This is a genomic window from Allorhodopirellula solitaria, from assembly GCF_007859855.1.
GTDB classification, from domain to species: Bacteria; Planctomycetota; Planctomycetia; order Pirellulales; family Pirellulaceae; genus Rhodopirellula; species Rhodopirellula solitaria.
On the sequence record NZ_SJPK01000004.1, the window covers coordinates 212,534 to 230,467 of the forward strand.

Genomic DNA, 17,934 nt, shown 5'->3' on the forward strand with positions numbered 1-17,934 from the left:
CACGTCGACAATGACGGTTTCGGCGAGAGTCCTCACCCTCCTGAGCCAAGATAGCGATATGCAAACGACAATTGGCGCACTGCTGATCACGCTGGCGGTCACCCACTCCAGCTATGCCCAGCAGCGGCCCGCTCCCCAGCATCAACCCAGCCGGCAAGTCGACCAGGATCGCGCGGAGGAAGATCCTTGGAAGACGATCTCACCCTACTTTTCACCGCCCGAACAGTGGCGGGGTGAACTGGGAACCTATCGATCGCCCCTCGAATTTGACGACGGCACGCGAGTGCAAACCGCCACCGACTGGAACCGCCGGCGCGATGAGATCCTGCAGCAATGGGAGTCGCAACTGGGTACGTGGCCTGACCTGATCAGCGATCCCCAAGTCGAGATCCTCGATACGATCCGGCGCGAAAATTTCACGCAGCATCGCATTCGATTCCGCTGGACGCCGAACGAATTCACGACCGGGTACCTGATGATCCCAGATAGCGACAAGCCGATGCCAGCGGTTGTGACTGTCTTCTACGAACCGGAAACTGCGATCGGACAGGGCACTCCTGATCGCGATTTCGCCTTGCAACTTGCCCGTCGCGGGTTCGTGACCCTCTCCATCGGCACGACCAAAGCCAGCCAAGCACGCACCTACTCGCTGTACTATCCCAGCATCGAGGATACCCGGGTCGCCCCCCTGTCCATGCTCGGCTACGCCGCCGCGAACGCGTGGCACGTTCTCGCCAATCGCCCGGAAGTGGATGCGGAGCGAATCGGAATTGTGGGTCATTCCTTTGGTGGTAAATGGGCGATGTTCGCAGCTTGTTTGTTTGACAAATTCGCCTGCGCTGCCTGGTCCGACCCAGGAATCGTGTTCGACGAGTCGCGCGAAAGCATCAACTATTGGGAGCCATGGTATCTTGGCTACCACCCCCAACCGTGGCGCAAACGCGGTCTGATCACAGCGGAGAATCCGGCCTACGGACTCTATCCCAAACTCAGGGCAGCCGGCCGTGATCTGCACGAACTCCATGCCTTGATGGCCCCCCGTCCGCTACTGGTTTCGGGCGGGGCTGAAGATCCGCCTCAACGGTGGGAAGCCCTCAATCACCTCATCAAAATCAACAACGTTCTGGGCTATGAGAATCGCGTGGGGATGACGAACCGCCCCGAACACTCACCCAACGACGCGTCCAATGCTATCATCTATGCGTTCTTCGAACACTTTCTAGAGCTGTGATCGCGAATTGACACGCGATGACAGACCACCACGACGAGCACCCCGTTATCCAGGAACAGACAATGACCAAGCAATACAACCGACGCTCATTCTTGCGAACGACCTCGATTGCCGGGGCCGCAGTCGGCCTCAATGCCGCGTCGTATAGTCGGGTCGTCGGAGCCAACAGCCGGTTGAGAATCGCCAGCGTCGGCACAGGGGGAAAAGGTTGGAGTGATTTGAACGGCGTCGCCGCCAGCCCCGACGTGCAGGTCGTGGCACTCTGCGATATCGATAGCTCAGCAGAGCACCTCGGTCGGGCTGCCGAGAAGTATCAGTCTGCGAGCCGCTATGCAGATTGGCGAAAACTGCTTGACGAATCTCGCAACGTCGACGGTGTGTTGGTCTCCACCCCCGACTTCATGCACGCCCCCATTTCTCTCGCCGCGATGCATTTGGGCAAACATGTGTTCTGTCAAAAGCCACTCGCCCATTCAGTCCACGAAGTGCGGCAGATGCAGCGAGCCGCGGCGAAATACAAACTGGTGACGCAGATGTGCAATCAGATCCAATCGCATACCGCCTATCGCACTGCCGTACACTGGGTTCACGAAGGTAAAATTGGAAAGGTGAAAGAGGTTCACTCCTGGCAGGGCGGCTCACCTTCCTGGCCCCGAAATATCCAGCGTCCCTCCGGCAGCGATCCGGTTCCCGAATCCGTGCGGTGGGATCTTTGGCAAGGCGTGGCGGAAGAACGCCCCTATAAAGCCAACCTGTATCATCCCTTCCAGTGGCGTGGGTGGCAGGCCTATGGCACGGGACAGCTCGGCGATTTCGGATGCCATATCATGGACCCCGTCTTCAAATCCCTGGGTTTGACCTCACCCACTCGATTGACTGCCGAGGCGCCCCCGCTCCTGCCCGAAACGTGGACGAATCGGGCGATGGTGGAATATGAATTCCCCGGCACCGACCTGACCGCGGGCTCGACCCTGAAGTTGACTTGGTACGACGCTGTGGGTGCCCGACCTCCACGCGAGAAACTTGCCCAGGTGCCCGACGACTACCAACTACCCGGTGCCGGATCGGTGCTCGTTGGCGAGCAGGGATCCTTGGTCATTCCGCACGTTGCGATGCCAAGGCTGTTCCCCGAAGACCGGTTCCCGGCAGCCGAACAGGAGACGATCGACGGCGTCAACCACTACACGCAGTGGGCGGATGCATGTCGAGGCAATGGCGAAACGACCTCTCATTTTGACTATGCTGGACCGCTCACCGAGACCGTGCTGCTAGGCACGATTGGGATTCGTTTCCCCGATCAAGAACTGCACTGGGACGCCAAGACCCTGAAGGTAACCAACCATCCCGATGCTCAGAAGTGGATCACGAAGAAATACCGCAAGGGCTGGGAACCGGCCTGGGTGTGAACGCTCCCTTCCCTGGCCCACGATCCTCCCTTGCGGATTGAAACGCGATGCGAGCCGTTATCGCCGCGCCCCGTCACCGCCGCAAGCTCTCGCGACGAAGCTGCCACTTGGGAGAACGCGCAGAGCCTTAGCACGGGTTCGGGAGAGTCAGCCTCGATGAAAGCGACAGTGCTCATCCTTATCGGCGACACCTACTCTTTGCGTACCGCAAGTCGCGCGTTCATCTGATCGAGCGTCGCCCGGAGCAGTCTGGCTAACTCCTCCGCCAACTGGGGCTGAGTGCCGCTGAGGTCGTGCTGCTCGGAGACGTCGGAACTCAAATCGTACAGTTCAATCCGCTGATCCTCGTAGAACTGCAACAATTTGTATTGTCCGCGGCGGACCGCTGACTGGGGTCGTGTTTTACTAACCGCAAAATCATTGACGCCCACCTCGTCCAACGCTGCGACGTAACCGGTTTCGGGATGATAGTAGGGAAACGACCAAACGAGCTCCCGATCGAAATCGGTTTCAGGATCCGACAGCAGAGGTACCAAGCTGGTCCCATCGCCACCGTCGGCCTGTGCGCCAGCAACATCCGTCAAGGTTGGCAACAGGTCGTATCCGATCACGGGTGTATCACACTGAGATCCAGCCTCGATCTTGGCAGGCCAGCGGGCAATCAATGGCACACGGATCCCACCTTCGTAGAGGTTCCATTTGGAGCCTCGCAGCGGAGCGTTCGCGCAGAACTCGGGATGCCCACCGTTATCGGACATGAATAGCACCAAGGTGTTGTCAGCCTCTCCCGAGGACTCAATAGCATCGAGCAGGGTCCCCACATGGTGGTCGAGAGTTTCCACGAAGGCGGCATACTCGAGTCGCTTCTTTCGATTCGTGGCGTCGCTCGGGATGCGGTCTCTGTGCTGATCGACTAGCCAGCGACAACGGTTCTTCACAGGTGTATGAACATGGTAGAGCGAAACCATGGCGAAGAAGGGCTGCTCATGGGGCTGCCGCAAAAAGTCAGCTGTCGAATCAATGAGAGAATCCGTTGGAAAAACTCCGGCGGGTAAGCTCGCTGGTTTCTCCTTCTTCCTCCACGCGTAAGGGTGGTCGCCAAAGTCTTCGACAGCAACCTGAAAACCCTGTTTCCGCGGCCCATACTCGGGATCCCATGCGAGATACCGCCCGCCAAAATGCTGACTGACATGCCACTTGCCAAAAAACGCCGTCAGATAGTTCTGGTCTTTTAAATGCTCGGCAATGGTACGCTCCTCCAACGGCAGATTGACCGTCAGCGGCGGGGCCTGCAATGGCACTACCGCGTCGATGCGCTGTTCGCCCGGTTTGGACTTGGTGACAAACTCGAAATGGTTGCGCGGTACGGTTTTGCCCGTCAGGATGCTCGCCCGAGCGGCTGAACAGATCGGTGCCGGCGAATACGCATCTGTGAACTTCATCCCTTGAGATGCAAGAGCGTCGATATGGGGGGTGCGGTGGTAAGGATGACCATAGCAACCCAGATCCGACCAACCTAAATCATCCACCAAGATCAGAACGACCGCCGGAGGAGCTGCGATCGACTGCTGCGACCACGTTGCCAAGAGCAGCAAGACCAAGGCAAAAGGATATCTCATTTTCTATCTTTCGATTCTCTACGCGTGGACCCAAGGAACGATTACTCCCAACAGTCTACGGTATTTCACGAAGAAAAATGGCTCATCCGACAGAAAGATTGCCTGCGGCGCTGCGATACTGAATCCCGTGTTGCGGTTTGCAATCAGTGCGAGCTGACGACGACTTCCGTATGAATGACTTGCCTTCAAAAGCGTTGGTCTCCTTTCGGATCGACTCTAAGCCATCCAGTCAGCTTCTTCGGCGTTATCATCGGCTGCTGGCAGGGACAGTTCGTCGTCGAGACCGAGCTGAGAGAACTGTTGATCGCTGAGTTGAACGTAGCCGAGACCACGGAGGACCTCGAGCACTTCGCTGCAGGTGGGGAACATTCGCCCCGAGTCTTGCTTGTACTCGTCCATCGCCTTCATGAATTCGACTTCCTGACCGGAATAGTCACGCTCGCAGGTCGTGGGATCGATGTGCCGGCGGCGTTGCGGTTTGCGACGACGATCGATTGTGCCATTGCTGGCGACAGGCGAAGAGGCAGCGAAAGGGGCGTCGATGGTAGAAACAGACATGCGGGGTCCTCGTGCGATAGGATGGAATAGAGAAGTAGGATCCGACGGATCGAAACTCCTGGGTCATCAATAATTAGCATGTCGATGGTGTGCATGAGGTAAGGCTGGTGGACTTTGACGGCGAATCAACCGAGAGGGAGCGGCGACCTTGCGGCTTGTAGCGATTCTCGCGATCATCGTTCCAGCATTGCGTCGATTTCTCAGAATCGGTGTGATGAAGAAGTTGCACGCGTTGACCTGGCAACAACCGCTCACACTGCTCGCAGCGTTCGCCTGGGCCGGCGTGGGGATCGATCGGACCATGGACCTGGACTCCTCCGTGTGGCTGACGCTATTGGTCGGATCGGCAGCCGGATTGTTGGTATGCGCGCGATTGCCACAGCGCGGAGAGGGACACTGGCGCGTCGCGCTGGCTGGCATATTGGTGCTGAGTCTCTTTGGGCTGCGAAATCACCGCGTCACCGAGGCCTACATGGAGGCCAGCGTCCTCCATGTGCTGAGCGATCACGCCGAACCGATGATCCTGACCGGAACGGTCGATCGCCCGTCGCGTTTGCAGCGTGACCCGCTCGATGCGATGGAGGGCTGGAACGGTGGCGGGGGAAATCGTGCCGTCGCCGAGGGGTCCTTCCAAACGATTCTTCAAGTGGCCATTGAGACGCTGCGAATCGGTTTCGAGCCCCAGCCATTCAGCGGCCGCGTCTTGGTGCGGGTCGATGGGGACTGTGCCGATCTGCGCCCCGGTGACGCGGTTAAACTGCTAGGTCAGATCTCGCTTTTTGCTCCGCCGACGAACCCCGGTCAACGCGATCTGAGGGAGTGGGCCGCACGCAACGATCTGCACTGCACGTTGCTCGTTGATGATCTCGAGAATGTCTCGCAGCTCGAGGTCCCCGATGCAGCGTTGGAGTACTCGTGGTGGCAGCGCGGCGGCCGAGTAGTCGCGGGACTGGCGGCGTCGGCGCGAGAGTCGGTTTTGCAACAAATTGCCCCAGAGCAGCAGGGGCTCGCTCTCGCCCTCGTACTCGGCCAACGCGACTTGCTCGATCGCGAAACGTCCGAGTCACTGCTCGTCACGGGCACGGCGCACCTGCTCTCGGTCAGTGGTCTGCACCTCGGCATCCTCCTCGTGCTGGCGCGCATCATCGCGGGGTTGTTGCGGCTACCGCTTTCGCTGCAGTGGATTTTTCTGGCGGCAGTGACGGTGTTCTATGTTGCGATCACCGGCGGTCGCCCGCCGGTTCTGCGGGCCGCCATTTTATTGGCGACGGTGATTCTATCGACGGCGACCGCCCGACCTCACCATCCGATCAACTCGCTCTCGCTCGCGGCGTTGCTGCTGGCGTGGTGGATGCCCGCAGCGGTTTTTAGCGTGGGGATGCAGCTGTCTTTTCTCGCGGTTGCGACCTTACTGACCTGCGGCCGTCCGCGCAGTCGCGGTCAGACCTTGGCCAGCCAGAGCGTCAACCTTGAGAACCAATTCGATCAGCTCGCACTCGCGTCGATGGGGCGGATGCAGCGGTGGTTGCGATGGTGCGGTGGGGCCGCCATGGCAGCCTTGTGGTACAGCGGTTGTGTCTCCGCGATCACACTGCCGATTGTCTGGGACCAATTCCATGTGGTCTCACCCATCAGCGTACTCGTCAACGTGGTGCTGTCGCCGCTGATGGTGGTCGCTCTATCGGCAGGCGTATCCACGGTGCTAGCCGGATGGATCTTTGCCCCCTTGGCCGCTCTGCCCGGCTGGATCTGTTCGCAGTTTCTAAATGTCATGCGATGGGTCATCGATATTGCTGCGGGAACACCCGGCGGACACTGGTGGTTGCCGAGTCCCACGGCGGCTTGGGTGGCCGCGTTCTATCTCGGGCTGTTGTTGATCGTGGCAGTGCTTGCGAGGGGACGTCGCCGCACTCCTCTGGTGATCTGGTTCACGGTTTGGTTCACCTCGGCATGGTGGACCGCGACGACGCCGAGCCCGCTACCTGCCAACACTTACGAGGCAACGTTCGTGGATGTCGGACACGGTACTGCAGCGATCCTACGTCCGAGCCAAGACGAGATTTGGATGTACGATTGTGGTTGGATGGGCAATTTTCATCAGAGCAGCCGCAAGGTCGACGACGTACTGTGGTCGATGGGGGTCACCCGGCTGCGGGGGATCATCCTCTCGCACGCTGACGCCGATCACTTCAACGCACTCCCGGGGCTCGTCGAACGATTCTCGATCGGCTGCATCATCACGCCGCCAGACATGTTGGCCGGAGAAGGCGCGATGCTGCGACGCACCCGCCACGTCATCGCTGAGCATGGTATTCCGGTCATCGAGGTTGACCGCGATTCAGGGTGGGGCAGCAATCGGGAATCCGATCACGCAGCACCTTGGCTTCGAGAGGGGCGTGTGTTGCATCCGCCTGCGGAACTGCTCGACGCCTCGGACAACGCCAACTCGCTCGTACTGGCGATCGAACATGGTGATCGCTCGCTCCTATTGCCAGGCGATCTTGAACCGCCTGGAACCGCCGTCTTGATCTCCACGCCCCGACCGCGACCGGGCGGCGTGATGATGGCGCCGCATCACGGCAGCTTGCGGATGGACGCCGATGCCGTGTTGCAATGGGCTCGACCGCGTCAGAGCATTGTCAGTGGGGGTAAACGGGCTGGCAAACCCGAGGTAACTGAAATGCTCTCCGCTGCCGGTGGGACCGTCCACGTCACGGCGATCGAGGGTGCTATTCGCGTCCGGATCGATGCCAATGGGCAGGTAGAGATTTGCTCGTGGTTGGTGGATCCGTGGTGAGCGGCGGCCGACCGCAGCGACGCGGTGGATCGGCTATACTCGCCGGTATCTCGCTCGCAAACGGGAACCCGAGCTTCACACTCCAGCCCAGCACGCTCCGGCTGCACTGCAGTGCTACCGCCCCCACGGCCCGTACTCCGTTGACCCCGGCTTATCTCAATGGGCGTGAGAGCTCCTTCGCATTCACTGTGCTTCAACCTTAGGAATAACATGCTATTCACATCTCCCTTTCGAGTTCCGCTGCACCGGATTTTGTCGGCTGCACTACTGACGACAACGTGCTTGGTTCTCCACGCTTCAGCCGACGGCGTCCTCAAACCCGGCTCCAAAGCACCCGACATTGATATCAGTAACTGGTGGAGTGATGGGGATGGCAATCTCGAACACACGACCAAGTTCCAACCCGGATCAGTCTACGTCATCGAATTCTGGGCGACATGGTGCGGCCCGTGTCTCGTAGCGATGCCACACCTGAGTGAAATCCAGGACGAATATGCTGACAGAAATGTGCAGATCATCAGTGTCAGCGATGAGCCATCAGAAACTGTACAGGAATTCCTTCAGAAAACCGTCCTCGGCAGAGACGACCAGACCTATGAGGAATTGACGAGCAACTATTGCCTGACGAGTGACCCCGACGGTTCAGTTAGCAAGGACTACCTGATGGCAGCACGGCAGTCGAGCATCCCGTGTGCGTTCATCGTCGGCAAAACGGGCAACGTCGAATGGATCGGAAACCCGATGAAGCTGGCAAAACCGTTGAAAGCAATCGTTGATGGAAACTGGGATCGCCCCGCCTATTTGAAAGAGTACGAATTCCAAATGGCGGCCAGGAGGCGGAACAACGCGTTGCGGAGTCTGCGAACTGCTGACACCGATACTGAGGATCAAAGCAGCGAGATCCTTCGCAAGCTGGAAGCAGAAAATCGACGCCACGCCGAGGCGGTGCGAGCGATTATCGCCCAGGCGCTCGGGCAACCCAGTGCATCAGACAGCACCGGAGAAACCGATTCAGCTGACGAACCTGACGGTGGAGGGCATCGCGGCAAAACGCAGCGAACAGCGATTCCCCCATTCGCGAGGGCAAGCGACGTGAAGATCTTTACCGAGCAACACCCGCCCAAGGACCTGATGCAGCGGATTGAATCGGGCCGCGATCGTGGCGAGGAGAAAAAGTAGTGCTGTGTCGATTGGATTGACGAAGGATCTCCGCAATCCAATCGACGTCACAGGGCGGGGTTGGACCGCTATGGAGAGTTCACCTGGTGATGAGCGTCTCGGGCTGGGACACCTTGCGATTGGCGATTCCACTGGACTGGCTCGGGCCGGCTTGGCGGAGGGCGGTAAGCACGTTTTGCTGCGTAACAAGGTCCCGGAGCAAGATGGGCTGCGTTGGATTATCCCCCGGATAAATCGCCAACAAGGGAATCGATTTGCTCTGCAGCTCGTCGAGCTTTGCTTTGATTTCAGGGCTACGGTCGGTCCAGTCCGCGTACATCGCCACGGCATCGAGTTCTTCAACGAGGTCCGCCGTCGGTTGGGTATCGATGGCAACGCCTAGATTGATGATGCAGTTGACGCACCACTTAGCCGTGAAGTCGAGCAGGACCGTCTTGCCTTCGGCTTGCAGTTCCTGCAAGCGGGCTTCATCGTACGGTTCCCACGCGAGCAACTCCTCCTGGGCTTGCTGATCGGCGGGCACGGGGCCCAGATAATTGAAGGCAAGCACCGAGATCGCAACCGCGACACCGATTCCAGATACCCAAGCGATCAGCCGGCGTTGGACCGATTGCCACGACGGGGTTTTGCCGATGATCCAGCAACCGAACCAGACACCCATCAGAGCCACAAAGACCCACATCTTGTCGGCGTCATTGAAAGTGTAGAAAAAGAAGGCGACCGTGGCGAGGAATAGAAACGCCAGGAACTCTTTGAACGTCTCCATCCAGGGACCGGGCTTGGGCAACCACGCCATCAACCGGGGCCAAATCCCCATGATCACGTAGGGGACCGACATCCCGATGCCGACGACCAAAATCACGATCGTCGATTGCAGTGGGGGCAGTTTACCGCCGATCAAAGCAAAGATCCCGCCGAGAAATGGACCGCTACAGGGCGTTGACAGCACCGTGGCGAACATGCCCTTGAAAAAGGCTCCGGTATAGCCCTCACGTTGCTGGAGATCTTGAGCCCCTTTGCTCGACGCCATGCCGGGGGCGGGTAACTCCCACACGCCAAAGTAGCTCAACGCCATCGCGAACATCAGCACGATCATGGCGATGCGGACCTCCGGGTGCGTGAACATCTCACCCCACGCCATCGAGAACATCACCATCAACACGGCGAGCAAGACGAAGATCGCCATGATGCCCGAGGCGTAGGAGAAATTCAGAAGGAATGCCCTCCGCCGATCCGAGCCCGCTTGTTGGACAAAACTCATCACCTTCAGACCGACAACCGGCAGGACGCAAGGCATGAAATTCAAGATGAATCCACCGAGCAACGCGAAAGCCAGGATCACGGGAAATGTCATCGACGTACCCGAGGATGTTTCCACCACGATCGGCGACACGCCGGCCTCGCTATCGCTCTGGCCCACCGTTGCGGGACCGGTAGCCTCGACTCCAGTATCAGCGTTGCTATCGGCACCGCTGTCGGGAGCGGGTGGGGCGACAGGCTCGATCGTGTCGACCCAATTCGTGTTGCCTGCGAGCGATTTGACTTCACCGAACTTCGCCGAGACAAGCTTCATCTCCGTCGCGTTGGCACCATCGCTGCTATCCGGCGCACCAGCGGGCTGCACGTTGACGATGGCTTCGAACCGCAAACCTTTCGGTACCAGGCAACTCGCCGATGTGCAGGCCTGGTAGCCGATGGCTCCCCGGATAGTCTGTTCGCCCGACTGCGCGTCTGCCGGCACCTCGATCGGCATCGTCCAGGTGACTTCCCCGTGGTGGAATTGATTGACGAGCCCTGGAATGGGTTCCTCTTTGATAATTTCCGCATCGGTAGTTGGCGCAGCGATGCGGAGCCCCGCTTTGTCTTCGATGGCGAAATTGGTTGAGAGCGGATCATCGCCCGCCACACCGGGGTATGTGTGATACTCGCCCACCGGGATCGCCGTGAAAACGAGTTTCCCCTGCTGACCAGGGCTCAGCGTGGGCGGGGTCACGTAGGCGCGCCACTCAATGGCATAGTCGTCCTCTTGGAACAACTTCATTTCCGACGTGTCGACCTTCTCAACCTCGGCCGCCGTCACCTGGTTCGCAGTTGCCTGAGCACTTGTTTTGGCCAGCGCGGCTGCTTGTAATTCAGGAGCGGCTTGCCCGGTGAACGTGGCCGTCAAGGTTTCATCAAAGGGTTGGCAAGCCCCTCCGGTTAAGCAAGTCAGGGCGTTGATCTCGACTTGGATTTCGGGAAGTGATTCGGCCGTGAGATCGGCGTCTTGGATCTTCGCCAACGCAAAGAACTGGACGTTTCCATCGTGCTCCTCAATCGTGATGCCACCGAACTCTTGCGAGACGCTTCGCTTCGGCACCGAGTCGCTACGCCAATCGCCGACAATCTCCAGCGACTCCGCGTCGACAAGGCTCAACTTCGTCGGCAGCGGCCCGCCGGTTGGCTGCGTCAGCGAATAGATGTGCCAAGGCGACTGTAAAGTCACGTCGACGGCAATCACAACCGAGTCCGGATGATCGGCGATCGAATGCAACGAAGCCTTTGCCGTGGCGGGATCTTGTTGACCGAAACTGCCCGGATCGGACTCCCCATAACGCCCCAAAGACAGAGACGGGAACAACCCCGCATCACCTTCATCAGCGTTTGTGGGTGTTACCAGCGGTCCGGCTGACATGCCCAGCAACAACACCACCCCCATCGTTGCAGCCAACCATGCTGTGCCGAGCGCACGCAATGGAGAACTGACGCGCGGTGCAACTGCGCTGCCTCGCGGCGAGGATTGAGGGCGTTGAAATCGTTTCAAGTTCGTCCGTTTCATCGGCGGAATCGTCATCTACAAGGGCTTAGAGAAGGGCAGATTGGATGGAGTCGTTGAAATGGGGTCCAAAGGGATGCCTTCGAGGGGACCAGCGATTTTAACAGATTCGGCAATCCGAAGCGATTAAATGAGCAATCCGGCCTTCGATTTGCTGGGCTGCTACAGGGAAGCGTCGGCCTTCCAAAACCAACCAAACGACCCAGTTCGCCAGCCCTCCCAATCGATTGACCTCGATCAGGGTTTGGGCAAGCTCCCATTCGCTCTGAGAAAATGGTCGAATCCGGCGATACCCCGCCACGGCAGCACGCAGTGGTGAGTGATCCGGGGACGCAGCGACGCCGACTGACGATTGCGGCGTAGTGGCAAAGTCCCCGGCCCAGCGTGCCAGGTCGGCTGCGGGAGAATCGCAATCGACGGCATCGTAATCCAGGATTCCCTGAACACGCCCCCCCACATCGAACAGCACATGAGCTCGATGGACGTCCCGGAGCACCCATGCCGACGCCAATCTCTCAGCAGCGTGCTGGCGGAGACGCTCGACCAGCAGCGGGGCGGTTGCCGGCCACTGTCGAGCCAGCCACTGGGACGCGTGAACTAGCAGTTTGGCGAGCTCGTTGCAGTGGTCGGCAGAGACGGCCGCGTCGCCAGTCTGTTCAGCAGAAAGCTGCCCGGCCAATCGTTCGGCCAGTTCGCTCACCGGTGGCATGCACTGAGCGGCTTGATTGACCAGCGGGCTGAGCCGCTCGATCCGCTCGATTCGATCAGCCAGGCAGCGTGGCGTTGTCGACGGGGGCGCTATCGACGGGGGCACTGTCGACATTGCCGTTGGCGAGAACGAGATTGGCGAGCAGGCCGCAGCCGAGGAGGAGACCGGAATCCCGGGCATGGGGTCGACGAAATCGGTCGGATTCATCGCCTGGTGAACGAGCGCGATCGCCTCGGCCCCGTTCGCGATCGCGGATTCGGGAGCGTCGACGGACAACGCCTCGCCGGGAATCCAGCGAGCCAGTTCCCAGTGACGACCGTGGACGCTGACCAGGGTGGAATCGAAATCTGCGCGGGCTAGCGGCGGTGCCAGGAGGTCGCAGTCAGATGCGGCGGCCCGGATCCTCGCCGCCACACCCAATATTCTCGGAGCCGTCACGGACGCTGGCCAGGCTTTCAATGCCCAACGGCCCTGGGAACACGCTGCCCGCTGCCCGGACAGGTCCTCGGCTGCGTCGTTAACGGCTGAGTCGACGCGAAAAATATTCCCGCCACTGAAACCTGATGCGACGGGCGTCGTGCGAAGCCGCGATTCGGCTCGGCCGATTTGCACGCCTGAGCATCCACTCGTCGCTCGGTCTGGGCCAACAATCTCACCCGCCATCGCCCAATGCGCCAGCACTGCGGATCGTTGTTTGGGGGTGAAGGGAATATCGATGGGACCACTCGAAAACTATCGAAATAACGGAATCGACCTCGATTGAGCGGCAAGATACACAATGTCGACCGTGAAAAGCAAGATTTTGTCAAACTTCTTGAGGCCCCGTTTTGGCCATGAATTGCGGGGTGAACCGGCGTTTGCCGGGCACCAGAATGGTCTCCCGACGCCGCCAAGCATCGCCAATGGGCTCGTTCGGCGATATACTCTCTCGCAGTAGTCGAGTACTGAGGGCGCACTGTCCTTGGGCTCGCCTACAAGACACCTTTTAGGAATGAACAGATGGCAGAGGGTACGATCAAACGAGTCACCGATAAGGGATTTGGATTCATCGACACTGGAAGTAGCAAAGACTTGTTTTTTCACTCGTCCAGTCTTCAAGGAGTTAATTTCGATGACCTCCGCGAAGGACAACGAGTGACCTACACCGAAGGCCGGGGCCCCAAGGGTCCTTGCGCTGAGAACGTCTCACTCGCTGAGTAGTCGACTCGATTATTCGATTCGAGTGGTGGATTCTCAGCGGCCGTGAATCGGAACAGTCGCCTCTGTGTGATTGATATGATGAAACGTACTGCCGTTGAAGAAGATACCGAAGTGACGAAAGAACAACGCGGCGCCCTCGGCGTCTATTCGTAGAACGCCTTCTGAGTTCGCCGCGTGTGGTTGCGGAGCGAGTCGCCTCCTGTGGATTCACCAGAATCCGCGACCGGCGAACCGCTCCTTCCCACTAACCCGATCCATTCTCTCTTGGATCGAGACCGCCGTTGGAGCGCGGAAACATCAAAACTGCATTGTGCGTGTCGCTGCGATGTTAAAAGCTGGGTGTTGATGCCAATTTTGTGGCAGTCGCCTACCCGGCCGCTTACGCGTCTCACCTCAATGAATCGACAGCCCGGTCAGCCAACGCCAAGCCGCACGAACTCTGGGGGCGAGGAGAGACTCCATGGTTTCCCAATAGGGGAATAAAAAGGCTCATCCGACGGAAGCGTGCGCAGAGCACAGCGGAAGGTTTTTTGAGGCCTGGCTCTCGTATCCGATGATCGTTCAAAAATGCGTCCCTGACGCACAAACGCTCGCCAGGGACCGACAACACCATTGGCGTACGGCTTTTGCAGGGAAACGCTGGCGACCGAGATATCCCTTGCCAAGCCAGCACCTCTGCAGAAGCTCGGCTCCGTTTCTCCCGGCAGTGCCAGTCTAACATTGATAATCACATCCCACAAATAAATCCTTCGATACGGGAGCCATGCCTTGAAAACCTCGCGCGCACGCTTCCGTCGGATGAGCCAATAAAAATGCCGTTTGAAAACAAGCTGTCAACACCAACTTCTTAACAGCCCGTGCTAGGTCCGGTGCATCAACATGGTCGCGAAAGTCCACCCAAGGGCATCGACAAGTATCTATACTGAGCGGTCTGCGCCGAGCCCCAGAAGTCTCGGTCGCGACCCCGCCCCGCTTCCGTTCACAAGTACGCATGTCACGCCAACTTATCTCACCCCGCCTGTTTGCCGCCCTGACAATCACCATACCGGTCCTATGGGGCGGCCCCGACCTGCCTGCCGCCGATGGGAAAACGGGGGCTCCATCCTCTGCCGTCAAACATCCCACGCTGCAGTACGATCGCTGGAGCGGTGAGATCAATGTGCCCGATCCCGTGGCGATCAGTGTGGACCACCGCGGGCGCGTATTCGTTACGCAAACCCGTCGCCGTAAGATCCAAGATCTCGATATTCGCGCCAATCGCGATTGGGTTGCCGACGACATCGGACTGCAGAGCATTGAAGACAAGCTGGCGTTCTATCACGACAGGCTGAGGATCGGAGGCGATCAAGCCGAGCAAGCAAAGCACGTGACGGATGTCAACAAGGATGGCCAGTTTGATTGGCGTGACCTGACTGTGATCGGGGAAGTGATCTACCGACTCAGTGACGAGGACGGCGATGGCAAAGCCGACGAAATCGTCGTCTTCGATGACGATTTCAAAACGGAGGTCACCGGCATCGCTGCGGGCGTGATGGCTTGGGGTGACGATGTCTATGCTACCGTCGCACCGGACCTGTGGCGGTTGACCGATACCGATGACGACGGTGTTGTCGATGAGCGAAATATCATCGCGACCGGTTTTGGACTGCACATCGCCTATGCCGGACATGACATGCATGGGCTGACCGTCGGCCCCGATGGCAAGATCTATTGGTCAATCGGCGACAAAGGCATCAACGCCACCAGCAGTGAGGGGCGCCATTATTTCTATCCCAACCAAGGCGGCGTGATGCGCTGCAATCCCGATGGCAGCGATTTCGAAGTCTTCGCGCACGGATTGCGAAACGTGCAGGAGATCGCGTTCGATTCCTACGGCAATCTCTTCGGCGTCGATAACGACGCCGACCAAAAAGGCGAACATGAACGATTCGTCGCCATCGTCGAGGGCATGGATGCGGGCTGGCGGTCGCACTACCAATTCCGCGGCGGAGAATACAATCCGTGGACCGACGAGAACCTTTGGAACCTGCCGCGAAAACACCATCCGGCGTACATCATTCCACCTATCAGTCATTACGTCGACGGTCCCGCTGGTTTCAAATTCAACCCCGGCACAGCACTGGGTCCCGCCTACGCGGACTACTTCTTTTTGACGTCGGCGCCCAACGGGAACCAGTATGCGTTCCAGGTCCGCTCCGCAGGCGATTCCTTTGAGATGTTCAACGACCATCTCATCGGCAAGGGGCCGGCGATTGTCGGCCTTGCCTTTGGTCCCGATGGAGCCCTGTATGGTGCGGACTGGGACGGCGGCTATCCACTCGATCAAAAAGGGGCCGTGATCCGAATCGATGTTGAGAAGTCGCTGCGGCATCCACTGCGGCAAGAGGTGGCTGCACTCTTAGCCCGAGGCATGGGCGATCGCTCGATCGCTGAGCTGAGTGAACAGTTGACGCATCCCGATATGCGGATTCGCCAAGCCGCTCAGTTTGAATTAGTCAAGCGAGAGGACACTGATGTCTTCCAGGCCGTACTCGAATCACCGGACTCCGACGTGTTTGCCAAACTGCATGCGGTCTGGGGAATGGGGCAACTTGCTCGTGCGGACCATCAGGTAGCGTTCGCCAGTATCGTGGCGGCCCTCAAGGACATCTCTCCCGTTGTACGAGGCCAGGCCGCGAAAACTTTTGGCGAAACCAATGAGACCGGCGGGGAACCATTGATTCCACTACTCGGCGATGATGATCTGCATGTACGTGTTCATGCGGCACTCGCTCTGGCGAGATGCCCCGTCGAGGCAGCGACCGAAGAGCTGCTCTCCGCAGCCAGCCGTTTGCAGGCGGATCAGCACTACTTGCGGCATGCGATTGTCTCGGCGTTGGCTGCCTGTGCGTCCAGTCCCACATTGGCCGACCGACACGACAGTGATCACGAGATGGAGCGGCTATGCGCTGTGCTGGCACTGCGCCGTCAATCGAGTCCGCTGGTCAGTGTCTATCTCGCAGATCCCTCGGACTGGATCGCCACGTCGGCGGCTCGCGCCATTCATGATGACCTTTCGATCATGGACGCGCTGCCCGCACTCGCCGAGGCACTGTCAACGAACGCGAAACGCAGCGAAGCGTTCTGGCGACGCAGCATTAACGCGAATTATCGAATCGGGACCGCAGAGTGCTTCCGCCGTGTCCTCGAGTTCGCATCACGCGGCGACGTCAACGCCGAGATGCGGGTAGCGGCCTGTGACGCGGCTGCCAATTGGATGCTTCCGCCCGCGCTCGACCGAGTCGAAGGCCGCCGGCGAGAGCTCCCTGTGACGCAGCGCGCGATCGATAGCGAGACTGCGGAAGCGCTACTTGCCGAGCTCGCCAGCGGCGGCAATGACCGCGTGCAGTCGGCCAGCATCGCTGCGGCGAGCAAGCTCCGCATCACGCTGTCACCGGTTGCGCTGCAGAGTATTTTTCACACGGAGTCACTCGCCACGCCGTTGCGCATCGAAGCGCTGCGATCGCTCGTCCGTTCAGCTAGTGATGATGCTGAAACGCTGTGCTTGGAAGCGATCGGGTCGTCGCAACAGCAGCTGCAGTTGGCAGGTGTGAAGTTGTTGACAGAGGAGTTTCCTCAGCAGGCGACTGCCGCGATCAAGAAGGCGTTCGAGCAGACGAAGTTCCTCCGAGTTCGCCAGGCCAGCATCCAGGCACTTGGCGTGCTCGAACAGCCCAGTAGTCGGCAATGGCTGACTAGCTTGGCCGACGAGGTGCTCGGTGGCAGTCTCGATCCCCAACTGCATCTAGACGTCGTCGACGCACTACAGAGGGCCATCGCCAGCGGCGTCGGTGAGAGCAACGATGGGCTCGCCCTACGGCAGCGAGCCGATCAACTGCGAGACGCCGCAGCCGCTCGATCCCAGGACAACCCGGCCAATGCGAAATACGTGTACTCACGCGATGGCGGCGATGCTGCGAGCGGCAAGCGGATTTTCAATACGAACGTTGCCGCCCAGTGCGTGCGTTGCCACCGGATTGGAAAAGAGGGCAGCGATATCGGCCCCGAGCTGACGCATGTTGCTTCGCAGCGTGATGCCGACTACCTGCTGCGTGCCATCGTCTCGCCAAGTGCTGATATTGATCCCAAGTACAAGTCCTCTGCTTTTGTGCTCGATTCCGGCACCGTGTTGAGCGGTGTGGTGCAGTCGGAAGCAGATGATAAGATCGTCATCGCCGATGCGGCGGGCAAGCTGATCACGATCGATCCCGAGGAGATCGAAGTTCAAGTCGAGCAGAAAGTATCCCTGATGCCCGCCATGGACGAGGTGCTCTCGGCGAGCCAGGTACGTGACGTGGTCGCCTACCTACGATCACTTCGCTAGCTGTTCTCATTCGTGGCAGGCCCCCAGTGGCATAGGCTTCTAGCCTGTGCCACAAAG

General features: G+C 59.2%; 10 protein-coding genes. 6 read left to right on the plus strand and 4 right to left on the minus strand.

Going from position 1 to position 17,934, the window contains the following annotated elements; translation table 11 throughout:
- The first annotated feature begins 58 nt into the window (after positions 1–58).
- Entirely contained in the window at positions 59–1,231 is a 1,173-nt protein-coding gene (locus CA85_RS09630) for a prolyl oligopeptidase family serine peptidase (RefSeq protein WP_246112650.1), read from the plus strand.
- Positions 1,232–1,248: 17 nt separating this feature from the next.
- On the plus strand, positions 1,249–2,637 hold the full coding sequence (locus CA85_RS09635) for a Gfo/Idh/MocA family protein (protein ID WP_246112651.1): 1,389 nt from the start codon (positions 1,249–1,251) through the stop codon (positions 2,635–2,637).
- Positions 2,638–2,828: 191 nt separating this feature from the next.
- On the opposite strand, the gene CA85_RS09640 is transcribed toward CA85_RS09635, so the two are convergent.
- Positions 2,829–4,256 carry a sulfatase gene (locus CA85_RS09640; RefSeq protein WP_146391133.1) on the minus strand — a complete coding sequence of 476 codons (1,428 nt, stop codon included), beginning with the start codon at positions 4,254–4,256 and terminating at the stop codon, positions 2,829–2,831.
- Positions 4,257–4,472: 216 nt separating this feature from the next.
- Positions 4,473–4,814 carry a hypothetical protein gene (locus CA85_RS09645; RefSeq protein ID WP_146391134.1) on the minus strand — a complete coding sequence of 114 codons (342 nt, stop codon included), beginning with the start codon at positions 4,812–4,814 and terminating at the stop codon, positions 4,473–4,475.
- Between the two features lie 214 nt (positions 4,815–5,028).
- On the opposite strand from CA85_RS09645, the gene CA85_RS09650 reads away from it, so the two are divergent.
- Both CA85_RS09650 and CA85_RS09655 read left to right on the plus strand, forming a co-directional pair.
- Positions 5,029–7,611 (plus strand): ComEC/Rec2 family competence protein, encoded by a 2,583-nt coding sequence (locus CA85_RS09650; RefSeq protein WP_146391135.1) that lies wholly within the window; start codon positions 5,029–5,031, stop codon positions 7,609–7,611.
- Between the two features lie 210 nt (positions 7,612–7,821).
- Positions 7,822–8,790, plus strand: a complete 969-nt coding sequence (locus CA85_RS09655; protein WP_186774842.1) for a peroxiredoxin family protein — start codon at positions 7,822–7,824, stop codon at positions 8,788–8,790.
- A gap of 79 nt (positions 8,791–8,869) precedes the next feature.
- On the opposite strand, the gene CA85_RS09660 is transcribed toward CA85_RS09655, so the two are convergent.
- Both CA85_RS09660 and CA85_RS09665 read right to left on the minus strand, forming a co-directional pair.
- Complete coding sequence (locus tag CA85_RS09660) at positions 8,870–11,608, minus strand: protein-disulfide reductase DsbD family protein (RefSeq protein ID WP_146391137.1); 2,739 nt, start codon at positions 11,606–11,608, stop codon at positions 8,870–8,872.
- Positions 11,609–11,705: 97 nt separating this feature from the next.
- Complete coding sequence (locus CA85_RS09665) at positions 11,706–12,995, minus strand: phosphotransferase (protein WP_146391138.1); 1,290 nt, start codon at positions 12,993–12,995, stop codon at positions 11,706–11,708.
- Between the two features lie 318 nt (positions 12,996–13,313).
- On the opposite strand from CA85_RS09665, the gene CA85_RS09670 reads away from it, so the two are divergent.
- Together CA85_RS09670 and CA85_RS09675 are read left to right on the plus strand one after the other, a co-directional pair.
- Positions 13,314–13,514, plus strand: coding sequence for a cold-shock protein (locus tag CA85_RS09670; protein WP_146391139.1), 201 nt, complete (start codon positions 13,314–13,316; stop codon positions 13,512–13,514).
- 991 nt (positions 13,515–14,505) lie between these two features.
- Complete coding sequence (locus CA85_RS09675; RefSeq protein WP_146391140.1) at positions 14,506–17,877, plus strand: PVC-type heme-binding CxxCH protein; 3,372 nt, start codon at positions 14,506–14,508, stop codon at positions 17,875–17,877.
- Positions 17,878–17,934 lie beyond the last annotated feature (57 nt).

Excerpts from the sequence above, each read along its gene's own strand:
- CA85_RS09630 (WP_246112650.1), top strand. The coding sequence starts at position 59 with ATGCAAACGACAATTGGCGCACTGCTGATCACGCTGGCGGTCACCCAC.
- CA85_RS09635 (WP_246112651.1), top strand. The coding sequence starts at position 1,249 with ATGACAGACCACCACGACGAGCACCCCGTTATCCAGGAACAGACAATG.
- CA85_RS09640 (WP_146391133.1), bottom strand. The coding sequence starts at position 4,256 with ATGAGATATCCTTTTGCCTTGGTCTTGCTGCTCTTGGCAACGTGGTCG.
- CA85_RS09645 (WP_146391134.1), bottom strand. The coding sequence starts at position 4,814 with ATGTCTGTTTCTACCATCGACGCCCCTTTCGCTGCCTCTTCGCCTGTC.
- CA85_RS09650 (WP_146391135.1), top strand. The coding sequence starts at position 5,029 with ATGAAGAAGTTGCACGCGTTGACCTGGCAACAACCGCTCACACTGCTC.
- CA85_RS09655 (WP_186774842.1), top strand. The coding sequence starts at position 7,822 with ATGCTATTCACATCTCCCTTTCGAGTTCCGCTGCACCGGATTTTGTCG.
- CA85_RS09660 (WP_146391137.1), bottom strand. The coding sequence starts at position 11,608 with ATGAAACGGACGAACTTGAAACGATTTCAACGCCCTCAATCCTCGCCG.
- CA85_RS09670 (WP_146391139.1), top strand. The coding sequence starts at position 13,314 with ATGGCAGAGGGTACGATCAAACGAGTCACCGATAAGGGATTTGGATTC.
- CA85_RS09675 (WP_146391140.1), top strand. The coding sequence starts at position 14,506 with ATGTCACGCCAACTTATCTCACCCCGCCTGTTTGCCGCCCTGACAATC.